This is a genomic window from Veillonella agrestimuris (assembly GCF_943193065.1).
GTDB classification, from domain to species: Bacteria; Bacillota; Negativicutes; order Veillonellales; family Veillonellaceae; genus Veillonella; species Veillonella agrestimuris.
The window spans coordinates 104,772-121,910 of the sequence record NZ_CALPCS010000004.1 but is presented as its reverse complement, the minus strand read 5'-3'; the positions used below and the strand labels follow the sequence as shown (position 1 = coordinate 121,910).

Annotated in this window: 18 protein-coding genes and 1 riboswitch; all 18 genes read right to left on the bottom strand. The window is 37.2% G+C overall.

The window, feature by feature from the left end; genetic code table 11:
- Positions 1-88: 88 nt before the first annotated feature.
- The 18 genes from NFR29_RS03185 to NFR29_RS03100 all read right to left on the bottom strand — a co-directional run bounded on the left by NFR29_RS03185 (position 89) and on the right by NFR29_RS03100 (position 16,768).
- Positions 89-1,615, bottom strand: a complete 1,527-nt coding sequence (locus NFR29_RS03185) for a YifB family Mg chelatase-like AAA ATPase (RefSeq protein ID WP_251423125.1) — start codon at positions 1,613-1,615, stop codon at positions 89-91.
- Positions 1,616-1,627: 12 nt separating this feature from the next.
- Positions 1,628-2,026 carry a YraN family protein gene (locus tag NFR29_RS03180; RefSeq protein WP_251423122.1) on the bottom strand — a complete coding sequence of 133 codons (399 nt, stop codon included), beginning with the start codon at positions 2,024-2,026 and terminating at the stop codon, positions 1,628-1,630.
- 262 nt (positions 2,027-2,288) lie between these two features.
- The gene (locus tag NFR29_RS03175) at positions 2,289-3,089 is read right to left on the bottom strand and encodes a ribonuclease HII (RefSeq protein WP_251423196.1); all 801 of its coding nucleotides are present in this window, start codon (positions 3,087-3,089) and stop codon (positions 2,289-2,291) included.
- Between the two features lie 103 nt (positions 3,090-3,192).
- Entirely contained in the window at positions 3,193-4,056 is an 864-nt protein-coding gene (gene ylqF / locus NFR29_RS03170; RefSeq protein WP_251423119.1) for a ribosome biogenesis GTPase YlqF, read from the bottom strand.
- A gap of 130 nt (positions 4,057-4,186) precedes the next feature.
- Positions 4,187-4,528, bottom strand: coding sequence for a 50S ribosomal protein L19 (gene rplS / locus NFR29_RS03165; protein WP_005377523.1), 342 nt, complete (start codon positions 4,526-4,528; stop codon positions 4,187-4,189).
- Between the two features lie 201 nt (positions 4,529-4,729).
- Positions 4,730-4,975, bottom strand: coding sequence for a hypothetical protein (locus NFR29_RS03160; RefSeq protein ID WP_251423116.1), 246 nt, complete (start codon positions 4,973-4,975; stop codon positions 4,730-4,732).
- 52 nt (positions 4,976-5,027) lie between these two features.
- Positions 5,028-5,216, bottom strand: a complete 189-nt coding sequence (locus NFR29_RS03155; protein WP_251423113.1) for a hypothetical protein — start codon at positions 5,214-5,216, stop codon at positions 5,028-5,030.
- A 301-nt stretch (positions 5,217-5,517) separates the two neighbouring features.
- The gene (locus tag NFR29_RS03150) at positions 5,518-5,886 is read right to left on the bottom strand and encodes a hypothetical protein (protein ID WP_251423110.1); all 369 of its coding nucleotides are present in this window, start codon (positions 5,884-5,886) and stop codon (positions 5,518-5,520) included.
- Between the two features lie 279 nt (positions 5,887-6,165).
- Positions 6,166-6,420, bottom strand: a complete 255-nt coding sequence (locus NFR29_RS03145) for a hypothetical protein (RefSeq protein WP_251423107.1) — start codon at positions 6,418-6,420, stop codon at positions 6,166-6,168.
- 9 nt (positions 6,421-6,429) lie between these two features.
- A complete protein-coding gene (locus NFR29_RS03140; RefSeq protein ID WP_251423104.1) occupies positions 6,430-6,870 on the bottom strand; it encodes a hypothetical protein in 441 nt (146 codons plus the stop codon).
- Positions 6,871-7,043: 173 nt separating this feature from the next.
- Entirely contained in the window at positions 7,044-7,295 is a 252-nt protein-coding gene (locus NFR29_RS03135) for a hypothetical protein (RefSeq protein WP_251423101.1), read from the bottom strand.
- A 746-nt stretch (positions 7,296-8,041) separates the two neighbouring features.
- Positions 8,042-10,093, bottom strand: a complete 2,052-nt coding sequence (gene glyS, locus NFR29_RS03130; protein WP_251423098.1) for a glycine--tRNA ligase subunit beta — start codon at positions 10,091-10,093, stop codon at positions 8,042-8,044.
- 1 nt (position 10,094) lies between these two features.
- Entirely contained in the window at positions 10,095-10,970 is an 876-nt protein-coding gene (gene glyQ / locus NFR29_RS03125) for a glycine--tRNA ligase subunit alpha (RefSeq protein ID WP_251423095.1), read from the bottom strand.
- 305 nt (positions 10,971-11,275) lie between these two features.
- Positions 11,276-12,592 carry an amidohydrolase gene (locus tag NFR29_RS03120; protein ID WP_251423093.1) on the bottom strand — a complete coding sequence of 439 codons (1,317 nt, stop codon included), beginning with the start codon at positions 12,590-12,592 and terminating at the stop codon, positions 11,276-11,278.
- A gap of 147 nt (positions 12,593-12,739) precedes the next feature.
- Entirely contained in the window at positions 12,740-13,201 is a 462-nt protein-coding gene (locus NFR29_RS03115; protein ID WP_251423090.1) for a hypothetical protein, read from the bottom strand.
- Positions 13,194-13,997 carry a DUF3100 domain-containing protein gene (locus tag NFR29_RS03110; protein WP_251423087.1) on the bottom strand — a complete coding sequence of 268 codons (804 nt, stop codon included), beginning with the start codon at positions 13,995-13,997 and terminating at the stop codon, positions 13,194-13,196. The genes NFR29_RS03115 and NFR29_RS03110 overlap by 8 nt, the downstream gene beginning before the upstream one ends.
- A gap of 38 nt (positions 13,998-14,035) precedes the next feature.
- Complete coding sequence (locus tag NFR29_RS03105) at positions 14,036-15,310, bottom strand: amidohydrolase family protein (protein WP_251423085.1); 1,275 nt, start codon at positions 15,308-15,310, stop codon at positions 14,036-14,038.
- Positions 15,311-15,421: 111 nt separating this feature from the next.
- Positions 15,422-16,768 carry an NCS2 family permease gene (locus NFR29_RS03100; protein ID WP_251423082.1) on the bottom strand — a complete coding sequence of 449 codons (1,347 nt, stop codon included), beginning with the start codon at positions 16,766-16,768 and terminating at the stop codon, positions 15,422-15,424.
- Positions 16,769-17,020: 252 nt separating this feature from the next.
- Positions 17,021-17,119: riboswitch (purine riboswitch) on the bottom strand.
- Positions 17,120-17,139 lie beyond the last annotated feature (20 nt).

Below are 17,139 nucleotides of genomic sequence, written 5' to 3'. Positions count from 1 at the left end.
TTTACTATACCTATCTTGATTTCTATATCTCCGATTAATTTCTATATTTCCGATTATTTTCTATAATATATATCTTTAATCTCCATCTTTATTTACTATATCTATATAACATAGCTTCTTTTATATGCTCTTGTTCTATTCGTGAAGAATCTTCAATATCTGCTATCGTTCTCGCTACCTTAAGTAAACGATCAAAGGATCGTCCTGTTAATCTAAAGGTATCGAAAATACGTCCTATTAATCCCCAGCAATCGTCGTTTATATCGAATAATTCTCTAATTGCCTTATGGGGCGTTAAGCCATTACGATGAAAGGGCAAGCCCTTAAATCGTTCTTCTTGTTTTATCACGGCTCGTTCTACGAGAGTTTTCATATCTGCACTAGATAGATTATTATTCCTGCTATGCATCATGTCTTCTAAGGTCGGCCGTTCTACAGAGATGAATAAATCCATGCGATCCAAAATAGGACCAGATAATTTATGTTGGTATCGCAGTACTTCGGTGGAGGAACAGAGACATTCTTTCGTAGTATCGCCGTAGTATCCGCAAGGACATGGATTAGCCGCTAATATACAAATCATCTTGGCTGGATATTCATAGTTACCTTGATGGCGGCTAATGCTAACAACATGGGATTCTAATGGTTGCCGCAATGCATCTAGAACAGATCGATTAAATTCGGGTACTTCATCAAGGAATAAAACACCATTATGGGCCAATGTAATTTCCCCAGGCTTCACCTTATTGCCACCTCCTACAATACTCGTACTCGTCGCCGTATGATGGGGATTGCGAAATGGCCGTTTCTTTATAAAAGAACTCCCTTTTAATAAGCCTACAATGTCGTGGATACGAGTCACTTCTAATTGTTCCTGCCATGTCATCTCAGGCAATATACTGGGCAGTCGCTCGGCAAGCATCGTCTTCCCTGATCCAGGCGGTCCCACCATCATCAAATGGTGAAACCCGGCTGCACTGAGGATCATAGCTCGTTTTGCTACGTCTTGCCCTTGCACATCGCTATAATCAAGACTATACGTATCATGCACATCAATATCGACCTCAGGGCTATAAGTATAATTTTCTTCCTGTTCTAAGACTTGCACAATAGATTCTAATGTGTTCCCACCATACGATGTAATGCCTGGCAGCTGCTGTAATAAGCCTAAATTATCCGCACTCGTAACAATTCGATTAATGCCTACTTCCGAACCGGCAAGAGCCATACTTAAAATTCCCTGTGTTTTATGAGCGCTACCGTCTAGTAATAATTCACCAATAAATATAGTAGATAACAACTTTGACGCTAATTGTTTCTTTCGTAATTTGATTTGCCCTGAAGCTGCCAATACGCCCATCGCAATAGCTAAATCGAGGCCTGCACTGCTTTTCCGAACTTCTGCAGGGCCTAAATTTACCACAATGCGGCGCATAGGAAATTCGTAATGGCTGTTTTTAATAGCCGCTCTCACTCGTTCTCGAGATTCCTTAACAGCTTGATTGGGAAGCCCTACTATGTCAAAGACGGGCAATCCTTGTGAAATATCTACTTCTACTGTAACTAATACACCATCTAAACCATCCAAGGTAGCACCATATACTTTTGCATACATAGAAATCTCCTATTAGAAACATTGCGGAATATAATTGACAGAAACTTGAAAATTATCGTGCAAGAACACTTCAATGACATCGAAAGATATTTCTTTCCATTTTCGTTTCTTTTGCCGTAAATCATAGAGAAATAACATGGCCGTTTGCTTAATGTGCTTCTGTTTCTTTTTCGATATAGCCTCTCGTGGTAAACCGTAATTAATGCCACGACGGGCTTTGATTTCAATAAAATGATAGGTCAAATGTTTTTTCGCAATAATATCAATTTCCCCAAGCTTCGTACGATAATTCATTTCTACAATACTAAATCCTAATGTTTCCATATAAGTCTTCGCTGTTTGCTCGCCCCACTGTCCTAGCTGTTTTGCATCAAAATCCATTCCTCCAGTACCGTTCATAATTGTTTTCATATAAACCTCCTTTACATACATGACAAAATCTTCGTAACTATCTAGACGTCCTATATATAGGATAAGAAGATTTATGCGCCTAAGTAAATAGAAAAGAGGTTCCCACCAGTGTCATCATGACACCAATAGGAACCTCTTTTTAGCAGGTTTCTCATGATATATTCACTTATAAAAGGTTATCCATATACATACTACATAAAGAATATATTTCTCATGGCAGGATTAGATATTTTATGTTTATTATATATATCTATCTTATTAGTTACGGTTTGTTCCGTTCCCAACCAACCATCGATTTAATAGGTTCAAAGCTTTTTCTATGTAATGGTGTAACACCTTGGTTTAAAAGGGCTTCTTTATGCTCTGCTGTATAGTAACCTTTATGAATACCAAATTTATAGCCTGGATATTGTTCATCTAAACTGGCCATATATCGATCTCTCGTTACTTTTGCAATAATGGAAGCCGCTGCAATATTAGCGCTTTTACTATCTCCTTTTACAATAGACTCAACAGGAATTGTTAAATCTGGCAGTGGCATAGCATCAGATATAACGGCTTCTGGTTTCACTGGTAAGGTGCGAAGTGCTTCATACATGGCTTGCCGTGTAGCCTCATAAATATTGAGCTCATCAATTTTCTCAGCATCATAGGAGATACAACTAACAGCTACCGCTTCTTCCATAATAATATCGTATAAGGCTTCCCGTTTTTCTTCGGTCAATTTTTTAGAATCATTGAGCCCTGGAATTAATGTCATAGGCGGCAAAATAACAGCCGCTACTGTTACCGGGCCAGCAATAGGACCACGGCCTACTTCATCGACGCCTGCTACACGATACAATCCTTCATCGTAAAAAATACCTTCATAATCATACATACTCATCAACCGTTGTTGTTCAAGGAGTATTTTTTCCTGTTTTTTTATAAACGAAGCAGCTAGCTTTTGTACAGATACTCTCTCGTCAACCATAGCTAACGGTAAATATTGTTCCCCTTCAGGTCCTTCTAGTAAGGCCTTTATATCTTTTACTTTCAATGTTGCTAAATCTATAGTAGTCATCATTTATTACCTATTGAATGTACTAATATATTTATCGTTTATTGCCTGTTGCAGATGATTCTTCTCTAGCAGGCTCTGATTGACCTTCTTCACCATAATAAGGCTATTCATCAACAGTATCTAAGGTAATATTTCCTAATTTACTATTGCGATAATCTTGTAAAATAATCCGTCGAGCTTTATCTAAATCAACAATACCACCACTAACTAGACAGCCTCTCCGACGTCCAATATTCTCTAATATAGTATCTACCGATTCCATTTCTTCTGGTTTTAATTTATATCGTTCTACTAAAATAGATGGGTTATGATCTTGTAAATATTGTAACAATTGTTTCATTACATTTTCTAAATCATACACATCATCAGAAATAGCACCTGTCATAGCAAGTCGCGCCGCAGCTCGTTGATCCTCTAATTTAGGCCATAGTACACCTGGTGTATCAAGAAGTTCTAGATTTTTACCAATTTTAACCCATTGTTGACCTCTTGTATGTCCAGCTTTATTGGCGGTTCTTGTAGCAGCAGAGCCAGCTAAGGAATTAATTAAAGTAGATTTTCCTACATTAGGGATACCAAGAATAATTGTACGCACAGAACGGCTACGAATCCCTTTTGCTACCCATTTATCAATAATAGGCTTACTCAATCGTTCAACAGTAGATAATAATTTCTTATTGCCTTTACCAGACTTAGAATTCATCGTAAGCACAGTAATACCTTGTTTTGTGAAAAATTCAACCCATTCTTTTGTCACTTCTGGATCCGCCAAATCCACTTTATTGAGTAATACGATATGCGGTTTTTGCCCTACTACTTCTAATATAACAGGATTGGCACTACTTCTTGGAATGCGCGCATCTAATAATTCGATAACCACGTCTACTTTTTTAACATATTCATTAATCATGCGCATGGCTTTCGCCATATGCCCAGGGAACCAATGTACGATTGGTGAATCTACCATATGTGCTCCTTTCTAGATACTAGTCTATATATTCTTCTACCTATCTTGCTATACACTTCTTCTGTATATGCTTATGTCTATATTTCATAGATAAAAATAAAAGGCTGCCATAGGCAGCCTTTTATGAACATTAGCGTTTTTCGCGAATACGAGCAGCTTTACCAGTAAGGTTACGTAAGTAGTACAATTTAGCACGACGAACAACACCGCGACGCATAACTTCAATTTTAGCTAAGCGTGGGCTGTGAAGTGGGAATGTACGTTCTACACCTACACCAGATGCAATACGGCGAACTGTGAAAGTTTCACGAACACCACCGTTTTGACGTTTAATAACCAAGCCTTCGAATACTTGGATACGCTCACGGCTACCTTCCACTACTTTTACATGTACACGAACTGTGTCACCAGCGCGGAATGTAGGGATGTCTGTACGAAGTTGTTCTTGTTCAAGTACGTTAATAATGTTCATTATATCCTCCTGTTTGCAGACATTCAATACCTACACCTTATAGGCAGCGGACTGTCTCAAATTAACAGTAATATATTAGCATAACCAATATGTAAAAGCAAGCTATTAATTAAAATTATTGTTCTTATTAATCATCGCTTCATGTATAACAATAGAAGAATTGATACATGCATAAAAATTTTAATTACTCAATATATATTTTCAGAAAATAATGATAGAGTCCACCTTAACCAAACCATTAGAAAATATATAATATAATGAGTTCTTATTCAAAGAAGGCGCTTTTAAAAAAAGTTCCAAATCCTCTTCTCTATAAATCCGCTCATTATTAACCCATAACTCCCAACCCAAATTAGTCGGTGCTATAAAACATTCAAATCCATTATAAACAAACTCAACTTCATGATTAACATCTAGTGCATCTCTTAGTAATTCAAATAGATTCATAATTATGTCCACTTCTCTTTCCATCAATCCAAACGTGTTTATGTGGCAAAGGCTATGAACCAGGATGACTAAAATCAATATCAACTATTTTTTGCCCATCACTTCCAAAATATCGTCTTTGTTTTACCACACCATCAACAACTAGATCTTGTGAAGAATTCGGTTCAGCAACTTCATCTAGTTTCATATTTTCTGACCGATCTTTTACTTGATGCCTGTCCAACTTAACGCCTTCTTCCATTTTTTCATATTGTTCCTTCGAAACTCGGTCTTTAATAGGACTTATATCTGTATGATTTTTCTATACAATTCCCGAAGACTTATTCTCTGTTTTTGCTAATAGAGAAATATCATTACTGAAATTTCTTCCTGAGTTTGTTGCTATTGCCACTCCAGCAGCAGTTTGTACCTCAGTCATCGGTACAACAATAGCCGTTGCACCACCGACCGTTGCTCCTACAATTTCTACAGCACCAGTAACTAGCTTCTCGTTGATACTGTAAGCGTTTCTCCTCAGTAAGTGCAGTAGCTGCTAAACGCTCCTAACGTTTAACCTGAGATAACGATACATCGCCAATAAGCTTAAATCCTTCTTCAGATAACGCATTCACGTACGCCATTTTCTCTTGTACGTGCTCTTTATTAAAGATGGGTGCTAAAGATTGTAAAGCATCTTCTGTATGTCGGTTAATCTCTTCAAGGGAAGTTTGCTCTACATCTACTATAATGCTATCACTAATGGCTGAACGTGTGGTGGAGTTCGCCTGATCAGATACAGGAATCGATACAACTGGTACAAGTCCTAATGGATTGATTTTGCCAAGCAGCCCGTTTGCTATCAATCCTGCTGTATCCATAGAAAAGCCAGATTGCTTAGCTTTGGACGATGCTTCATTGTGTATATCTTCCATCTGAAGATGTTGCGTAGATAATCTATTCTTACCATCCTTGGCCATACTAGTAATGACAGTCCCTTTGAGCGTCGACGTATCACCTACCGTAATCGAAAGACCCTTTGTGCCACTATGAATACCCGCTTGTTTGGTTACACTACAGTAGTTACTATCAATATGACTATTACATGAACAACTTAATTATTCAACTAAAAAAATCTTTATTTTGTCATTATATGGAAAGATAAGTAATATTACTAATATTCTAGAATAGATGACAAGATGAAATACATTAAGTTAAAAAATATAATACTTTCCTTCATCAAGAAGATTATTTTCTAAAATAGTTCGTACACTAAGACCATCTATAAGCTCTTCATCGAAAAGTTTTAAATAATCTTTACTAAGAGCAAGTATTGTAGATTCTTTTGCTAATTGCCAACCTTCAGAATGATGAGTTAAGCCATAAAGAACACCTTTATGCCAAAAATCAAATTCCTGTCCTCTATCTAATGCCAGAATAACATCTTCTACTAAAGTATTATTATTCATTATTTCCTCCTATTTCATCTCATGTTTACTTCTTCCATTAGGCAATTCCTCGCTCCATATGTGTTTATGCGGGAAAGTATGGTAATCTCCGGAATGAAAAAAATCAATATCAACTACTGGCTTTCCATCTTTTCCATAATATCGACGTTGCTTAATAACATTATTCTCTATTAAATCTAATGAAGAATTAGGTGCACCAATAATTGGCAAACTTCTATGATTAGGTCCATATTCAAAAACCTTATGATTATCAAACTTGTCGTTTGATTCCATTTTTTTATATTGCTCCTTCGAAACTCGGTCTTTAATAGGACTTATATCCATATGACCTTTTTGTATAATTCCCGAGGATTTATTTTCTGTTTTTGCTAATAGGGAGATATCATTACCTAAACCTTGAGTACTTTTTGCAGCAACCGTAGCTCCAGCAGCAGTTTGAGCACCAGTCACTGGTACAGCAACAGCCGTTTCGCCTCCACCGTTACTCCTACAGTTTCTACCGCACCATAGCCATTTTGGGTGCTCAGTACACAATTTTAGTTGACCAGTACATATTATCAGCATGAAATCAAAACTCTACGATCAATTCACCATATTAATGAAAATAATCAATTCATAGTAATTTATAAAATAATTAGGTCTTCATGCATCATATTTTCCAAAATATACTTCATACTAAGACCTTCAAGAAGTGATGCCTCAAATAACTCATATGGATTTCTACTAACCGCAAGAATTTGTCTTCCTACTGCTAGTTGCCATCCCTCTTTATGATCCACCAAACCATATACAACACCGTTATACTTAACTTCAATTTCATGCCCTATTTCTAATGCTTCTACAACTTCTCTTACTACATCTGTACCTGTATACATATTCTATAATCTCCATTTCAAATCAATGCTTACTTCTTCTATTTGGTTTCAAATCATCTCTCCAAATATGTTTATGCGGGAAAATATGCTTATCACCACTATGAAAATAGTCAAGATCAACAATCGGTCTACCATCTGGACTATAGTATTTACAAAAGAATCAATTATAGTTTTAATATGTATTTGACTTAGTTTCTACAAAATAATGCCTTAAAATAGATTTCATAATAAATACTATCAATCTAAAACTATAAGATTTCTAAATGTATTTCTTGCGCAAAGAACTCAACTTTAAAGTGTTGAAAGTCAAACATAACCTGATACCCTTCTATTTCCATTGGTAAAAATTCCCCATTTATACGCATTTCCCCTGTACCATACATTTTTATAGGTTCAATCCGATATGTATCTAAAAAATAAGAATTTGCAGCAAAAAGTCCATTTAATTTACATTCTAATTGAGCTATTACGCTCTTCTCAAGTTTTATTAAATTACAATTGATAAATTCTATGTTAAGATTTTCTATTCTTAAAACTATTTTTCAGAAAAATGCTGAATATCAAAAGAAATAGGCTCTATATCAGGATATAGATTTTCTAAGATATACTCTACGGCTGCTTTATTTTTTAACACTCTCTATCTCCTTACTGGAATATGTGCTTTAAAACTTTTTTTTATTATATTACTTATAAAAATCGAGTGTAGTAAGATATACATCATATTACTACACTCGATTTTATTTATATTATTTTAGAGCACTAATATCCCCAATAATAGCCATTACACTATACGCCAAACGCACAAGTTGTAAACGATTTGCTTTAATCGCTTCGTCTTTATCCATAACCATAACGTCTTCAAAGAATTTGTTAATAGCTGGCACTAATGTGCTTGGTACGTCCACTACTGCGTCATAGTCATGGTTATCCCATGCAGATTGACTCATTTCAGAAGCTGTCTTAGCTGCTGCATATAATTCTTTTTCTGCCTCAGCAGATAACAATGCTTCATTCACACCGGTATAGGTAATATCTTTCACCAAATTATACATACGAGTATAAGCTTGTACTAATTCAACATGTTCATCAATGCGATTATGTAATAAGGCTTTCACTAAACCTTCTGCATCGGCAACAGATAATTGACTGTTAGATAAGAGCAAGTCGATGACATGATGTGGTACTTGGCGATCGAGGAATATGTTTTTCAATCGCAATGTGAAGAAGGATTCTACTTGTTCTACTAATTCCCCTTGTTTTTCTGCAGGTACTTGTAATAAGTTCATAGACTCTACAAAAATAGGGCGTAAGGATATATTCCAGTTGCTAGTGAGTAGAATATTTAAAATACCAATGGTTTGACGACGCAATGCATATGGGTCTTGAGAGCCAGTAGGAATCAAACCGCGGCTGAAAGTAGCCACAATATTATCAATTTTATCAATAATAGATAATACTTTACCTGCTTCTGTTTGTGGTAATACATCTCCAGCGAAGCGTGGTAAATATTGTTCAAAAATAGCCTCTGCTACGTCTGTAGATTCACCATCTAACAAAGCATATTCTTTCCCCATAATTCCTTGTAGTTCTGTAAACTCTGTAACCATACCAGTCGTAAGGTCTGTTTTAGCTAATTCTGTAGCTCGTGCCAGAATACCTCGAGTTTCTTCGTCTAAACCAGTAGCATCAGCAAATGTTTTTCCTAATTGTAACAGGCGATTAGTTTTATCTGCTAAATTGCCTAAACCTTCTTGGAATACGATTTTCGTTAAACCTTCTTTGCGATCAGCTAATGCTTTCTTTCTATCTTCATTAAAGAAGAATTTGGCATCGTCTAAACGAGCGCGCAATACACGTTCATTACCAGCTTGTACCACTTCGATAGAATGATCGGAACCATTGCGAACTGTTAAGAACAATGGCAATAATTTACCGTCTTTACCCACTAATGGGAAGTAGCGTTGATGGTCTTTCATCGGTGTAATAACAGCTGCATCTGGCAACGCTAAGTAAGCGTCTTCAAAAGAACCACATAAAGCTGTTGGCCATTCAACGAGGTAATTAATTTCTTCCAATAAATCATCATCCCATACGATGTCTGCATTTTTTTCATTTGCTATAGCATGTAACTGGTCAGTAATAACTTGGCGACGTTCATCTTGATTTACTAATACAAAATTGTCTTTTAATGTATCAATGTAATCAGATGGCTTCGCAATTGCTATTTCTTTAGCACCTAAAAAACGATGCCCACGACTCACATTAGAAGATTGTACAGTGGCAAATTCTACAGGTACCACTTCTTCATCGAGAAGTGCTACTAACCAACGAACAGGGCGAACGAAACGATCTTCTAAATTCCCCCAACGCATCGATTTAGGGAAATTCAAAGCACTGATCAATTGTGGCAATATATCTGCTACGATCTCTTTTGCACTTACGCCAGCTGTTTTTGTTTCTGCGTAAATATAACCGTCTTCTACAGTGAGATCAGATACATCAAGGCCTTTACCACGAGCAAAGCCAATCGCTGCTTTCGTAGCATTTCCATCTGCATCATAAGCAATTGACACAGATGGACCTTTATGACGTTCACTAACTTCGGCAGAAGAATCTGCCAAGCCTGTAACAATCAGTGCTAAACGACGTGGTGTGCCATACGTAGCAATACTTTCAAAAGGAAGGCGAGCTTCTTGTAATTTTGCTTTCGCCAAGTCTTGTAATTGGCTTAAGATATTCGGCATAAAGCCAGCAGGGATTTCTTCTGCGCCGATTTCAAATAATAAATCTTTTGCCATCTTATTTATCTCCTTTCAAAAGTGGGAATCCTAATTCTTCGCGCTTTGCTAAATATTGTTGAGCACAAATTCGAGCCAGTGCACGAACACGACCGATAAAAGCCGTTCTTTCACTAATGGAAATGGCGCCACGAGAATCAAGCAAGTTAAACGTATGGGAACATTTCAATACATAGTCATAAGCAGGCAATACATAACCAGCCTCACAAACGCGTTTAGCTTCTGCTTCGTACATATCAAATAATTTGAAAAGCATATCTGTATCGGCTAATTCAAAATTATATACTGATTGTTCTACTTCATTAGCATGCCATACATCACCGTAAGTAACAGTATCATTCCATTTTAAATCGTATACATTTTCAACGCCTTGAATGTACATAGCCAATCGTTCTAAGCCATATGTAATTTCTACGGATACTGGTTTACAGTCAATGGAGCCAACTTGTTGGAAATAAGTAAATTGTGTCACTTCCATGCCATCAAGCCATACTTCCCAACCGAGGCCCCACGCACCAAGCGTTGGAGATTCCCAGTTATCTTCTACGAAACGAATATCGTGATCTTCTGCGTGAATACCAAGAGCTGCTAACGATTGAAGATATAATTCTTGAATATTATCTGGAGAAGGTTTTACGATAACTTGAAATTGATGATGCTGGAATAAACGATTGGGATTGTCACCATAGCGACCATCGGCAGGACGACGAGATGGTTCTACATAGCATACAGACCATGGCTCAGGACCGATGGCATGCAAAAATGTAGCAGGGTTCATTGTACCTGCTCCTTTTTCAATGTCGTAAGGATTTTGAACGATACAACCTTGATCGCTCCAGAATTTTTGTAAATTTAAAATAATCTCTTGAAATGTCATTGATGCCTCCACTACTACAATGCTTTCTATAAAAGAGTTTTCGTTACAAACAAAAAGTCCCTGTAACGAAAATCGTTACAGGGACGAGTATTACCCGCGGTTCCACCCTATTTGGCGTATGCCCTCTTTTTTCTATGTTGGCCTTTACTAGTTAACAGACTGTTAACGTTCCTGCCAATGCTCAACAGCGCCTTCAACCTAGTGTGAGCTTTCACCATCCTCACTCGCTAAAAAGGTCTACTACTCTGTATCATCGCCTATATTATGTCATCTATTGTAACAATACAGGCTAGACACTGTCAAGATTAGGCTTCGCTAATAGAATCCATTAATGAAAGGTACTCTTCTTTTGTGAGAGTTGGCGTAAAGCTTTTCAATACTTCTTCTGCGCCTTGTGCATCATCATATAATAAATCGACGATAGTCATCGCTAAGGATTGAGCCGTTTTTATATACGCCACGTCAGGAACGATGATTTCATATTCAGCACTGTGGAGTACACCGCTAATACATCCCACCCAAGGATGTACAACAGGCATAATATGCGACACATCCCCCATATCTGTACTTGCGGTCATATGAGGTCGATCATAAACGTGATCTTCTCCAAAAATAGAAATAGAATTGTCTTTTAATAATCTATTTATACCTGGGTCATCTCGAAGTAGCAAATAGCCTGGCAAATCGTAGATAACACAAGTAGCACCGACTGCATCGCCACCGGCTTTAAGAGCTCTATTAACGCGCTTATTGCCATCAATCATGGCATCCACATTAGAGGCACGCACATAGCTCTCTACTTGCACATAGTCGGGAACACTATTTACGAGCGTTCCGCCATGATTAATGATGGGATGGAATCTAAAATAATCGCTTTCTTTAAACGTTTCTCGTATAGAATTAACTCCCATAACACCTAACAAAGCACCATTAAGAGCATTAATCCCTTCGTGAGGCGCCGCTGCTGCATGAGCTGTTTTGCCATGATACTCAATAAGTTTTGTAATAAATCCATTGGATGTACTACCTAAGCCCATTTCCCCTTGTTCTGTATGAGCCGTTTCTACATGCATTTGAAGGGCCATATGAATATCATCAAAAGCCCCTTCATAAATGAGTTGTTGTTTACCACCTAAATACTTAATTTTTCCTTCTTTTCGAAGTTTATTACGATAATCAACTTCGATCATTTCTTCTGCAGGAACGGCAAAGAGAATTACATCTCCATCTAATTGGTCCATCACTGCTTGCAAGCCAATACCGACAGCAAACATATTGGCAATTTGTATATTATGTCCACAACAATGAGCTGCACCAGTTAGCTCACTAGCTCTTGGATGGGCAGGGCACAAAATAGCATCAAGTTCACCAATCATAGCCACTGTTCGTTTTGACTTCTTCCCTGTTAACCGTCCCTTCACCCCCGTTAAGGCGTGACCAGTCGTATAAGGAATCTGCAATTCATCAAACATAGCTTGTACTTTAGCAGAAGTCTGTTTTTCCTTATAACCTAATTCTGGCTCTGCCATAATGGATTCAGCTAATGCTCGCAATCTAGGTTGTGCCGCTTCAATGGCAGCACATACTTTGGCTTTTACTTCTTCTTTTGTTAATATGGCCATAGTACTTCTCCTATATATTCTACAATTAGATAAAACCTTATAGATACAATTTTAAGATCTATAAGGTTTATTATCTATTATATTTTTTTATATTATATCTTCTCTATCAATTTAGATATCATCTACATTAAACATGATATTTAGCAGTTAAATAACTCCTTCTAAATGAAGCATAAATTGAGCTACCGCAGCAGCACAAATAAATGTACCTGCTGTAACTGCTAAGGCTACAGGAATAATGCGCCATGAAAGACGACGGAAAGCACCTAAATCTTTACCGAGTGATAAACCAGCATAAGCTAATACCGGTGTCGTTGTGGCTAAGAAAGTAACTTCACGAGTTTGTTTAATAATCCACTCTTGACCAGGTATACCTGGCAATGAAGCGATAACTCCTACGAGAGATACCCAAAATACCATTGGTAGTTTATTGGCTAATGGTAAGAATGAAATAAGCGCACCAATCGTAGCCAAAGCAGCTAAAACGAAAACGCCCACCATACTTGGCCCTAACAAATGTTTTCCATCTAATATATTACCTACACCAGTGATAATAGCAGCAATACAGATAACAACGATAAATTGTATGATTTTTTCAGTATTATTCATGGTGATTCGCCTCCTCTGCCAAATCTTGTTCTCGCGTTCTACCAGTAAAGAAATTATAGGTTTTTTCCATCACTGGTAAGGAAACGAATAAACCAAAATAAACACCTAATACAGTAGTCAATAAGTTCGCAGCCCCTGCTAAAGCCGTAATTTGTTGTTCAAATTCAGGATATACTGCAATGATTGGTGCCGTTGCAGCAGCCATCATACTAGCACTACCAACGCCGGCCCCCATAGCTAACGCCAATGGATGGAACCAGCCGAGTTGTGCCAAAATGCCAGCTAGTACGGAAATCCACATAGCTCCAATGAGAACGCCACAAATATACATGCCCATTACACCGCGCCCTTCTGGAGAACTAAAGCCATATTTATCGATAATAATGGCTACATTGGGCTCTCTATCAACAGAGTAGCATGCACCTACGGCTTCTCGTTTCATACCTACTAATAAAGCTACAGGTAACCCAAAAATAATGGTCCCAAAGAAATGACCTAATTCTTGCATTAATAAGGCCCAACCAGCACTTGTTAAAATCCCTAAATTAGGGCCAATACCAAGGCCTACTTTTACCATTAACAACATAACAGCAATGCCAATATAGTCAGAGGATTTCTCCATTTGCTCTATCGTTAATATCTTAAACTTAGGAATCGAAATAAGCAGACCTAAGATTAATGCGTACAATAATGGCAACATAACGACAGCGCCAAATTTTTGAATACCTATGAACTCCGCTATTATGGTCAATAGCAGTGCCAAAATATGGATTTTAAGATTACCTAGCAAATGCATGCAATACTCCTTACTACCAATTACTTACAGCAAATTAATTAAGAGCACAATAATGCTCCTCGACAATAGCGATCAACAATTTGTCGATCATCTCCAATGTAGAGCCACCGTTCCAATCGTTCTAATGGACTGCGCACATTCATATCGAAAATAGAAGCATCATCAATAACTAACGCATCAAATTCAAAACCTTCTTCAAAAGATCCTACATTGCCAAAGAAAGATCCTCCACCGCGCGTCGCCATATAGAAAGCTTCACTTAATGTAATAGGTTTCCGTTCACCATCAACTTCAGCCCATTTCATTTTTGATAATCCAATGGCTTCTGTTAAAACGCGAGCCATAGACGTCAAATGACCTCCCGAAATATCGGAGCCTAAGGCTACTGGTACGCCTGCATCTAATAATTTTCGAATCGGTGCTATACCACTAGACAAATTGTTATTCGAATATGGACAATGAGCCACCATGGTATGAGTCTTGGCTAAAATCTCAATTTCATCATCACTAAGATGGATACAATGCGCCATAATCGTCGGTTGTTGTCCAATTAAATTATGGTCAACATAAACAGACGTGTAATCTTTAGACCCTGGGAATAATGACTTAACCCAATCAATTTCACCGCGATTCTCCGATAAGTGAGATTGTACTGGCAAATCGTGGGCTTTGGCAATTTCACTTAACTCTTTCATCAATTTATATGTACAAGACGGAGCAAATCTAGGCGTCACAATAGGTCGTACATAAGGGGCAAAATCAGTTGATTTTTTGATACTTTCAATGGTATCAGCAATGGATTGACTATCCTCTTCCCGCAAATAATCCGGTGCATTTTGATTCATATTGACCTTACCTACATAAGCGGAAATTCCTGCGTCAGCTACAGCTTTCATGAGCTCTACAGTGCCTGTCAAATGGATTGTACCATATATAACAGCTCTTGTCGTGCCATTTCTTTTTAAATCGTCGATGAAAGCAGTATACACTTTCTTCGCATAACCTTCTTCTTTGAATTTATCTTCCTCTGGGAAGGTATAAGTTTCTAACCATGGCAATAATTCCATATCCATACCAAGACCACGGTTACAATACTGCGGTCCATGTACATGAGTATCTACAAAGCCAGGAATAATCAATTTATTTCCATAATCCTTAATAGGATAATCAGTATATTCTATCGGTAAAGATTCTCCTACGTATGCAACGTGAGGTCCATCTACGACGATATATCCATTTTCAATAATGGTAAAAGTATCAAGACTTTTAGTAAAAAGAATATGTCCTTTCAAAATCTTAACGCTTTCCTTCATAGGATCACCTCTCAAATTAATTCTATATGTTATAGCATAGCATATCCCATTATTATGTTAATTGACCAAAACCAATCATTAACTAACAAAGTACAATAGCCAATACATACTTTAGCCTAACGCAAAGTGAATAATAAAAGCTACCGTCAGTACATACATAATTGGATGAATTTCTTTAATACGACCTGTAGCTAATTTAATCAATGTGTAAGATACAAAACCAAAAGAAATACCTTGAGCAATACTAAACGTCAGCGGCATCAATAAAATCGTCAAAAATGCCGGTAATGCTTCTGTAAAATCAGTAAAATCAATATGTGTAACTTCGCTCATCATAAATACACCTACAATGATCAACACTGGCGCTGTCGCTTGTGCTGGTACAAGTAAGAATAAAGGAGCAAAGAATAAAGATACTACATAAAGTAGTCCTGTTACAACTGCCGTAAGACCTGTTCGACCACCATCAGCTACACCCGCAGCACTTTCAATATAAGATGTTACTGTAGATGTACCAACTACAGCACCTGCTGCGGCACCAATAGACGTACAAAGCAATGCGCGATTGAGCCCAGGAAATTTGCCATCTTCATCTACTAAATTAGCTTTTCTCGTTACGCCAATCAATGTCCCAATATTATCGAACATATCTACAATAGTAATAGAAAAAATAATAGAAACAATGCCATATGCAAAAGCACTCATTACATCAAATTGGCCGAATGTATCTACTGGAATCGGTGGAACAAGATTAAAAATATCATTCATTGATTGCGGTACTTTAGCAATCCCTAACGCCATTGCTAGTATAGTAGTAATCACCATACCAATAAGAAGACCGCCTTTTACTTCTTTTGCAAGAAGTACACTGGTAATGACCAAACCTGCCAATGTTAACAATACGGCAGGATCTTGTAAATTGCCAAGACCCACAAAGGTGGCAGGATTAGATACGATAATATTAGCATTTTTAAAACCTATGAAAGCCACAAATAAGCCAATGCCTACACCAATAGAAATCTTCAATACTGGTGGAATACTATCAATCACTTTATTTAATACACGTGTAACCGTTAAAATAACAAAAATAACTCCTGAAATAAATACCGCCCCTAGTGCCGTTTGCCAAGATAATCCCATAGCACCACAAATAGTATATGCAAAGAAGGCACTTAACCCCAAACCAGGAGCTACTACGACAGGAACATTACCAACTAAACCGATAAGTATAGTAGAAAAAGCAGTTGTTAAAATAACTGCTGCTACTGTACTTTCAAGAGGCATACCAGAAACTGCTAATAAATTAGGTACTACTGCCAAAATATATACAGAAGCAATAAACATGGTGAGACCAGCAAAGACTTCAGTCCTGACATTAGTCCCCTTAACAGATAAATTAAAAAAACGATCTAAGAAACCTTTTGTAGTCGAACTTTCTCCAGTTTTCATCGCATTCATTATATTCCCTCCTTCTGGTTAACCAGTGTAACCAAAACCGGACCATAAGAAACACTTACTTATAATAAGAAAAACTTACTCATAAAATGACTTGCTTACTAATGGGAATGACTTGCTAATAAAAAACTTACACTTTCCTACTTACTAAACGTTCTTGTTAGTACACTACATGTATCATTTAAGCTATCTAATTTTACTTTTCCGATCATCCTTTCTTATATTTACCTACTTATAAAACAAAACGACTACAAGAGCACTTTAAGTAGCTCTTGTAGTCGTGAATTTCGGTACCCGCTAGAGAGCCTTGGCCCATCACGCCAAGGTTATACAAGATTTGGTAAAACTATGAAATTAAATTTGTCATACCAAAT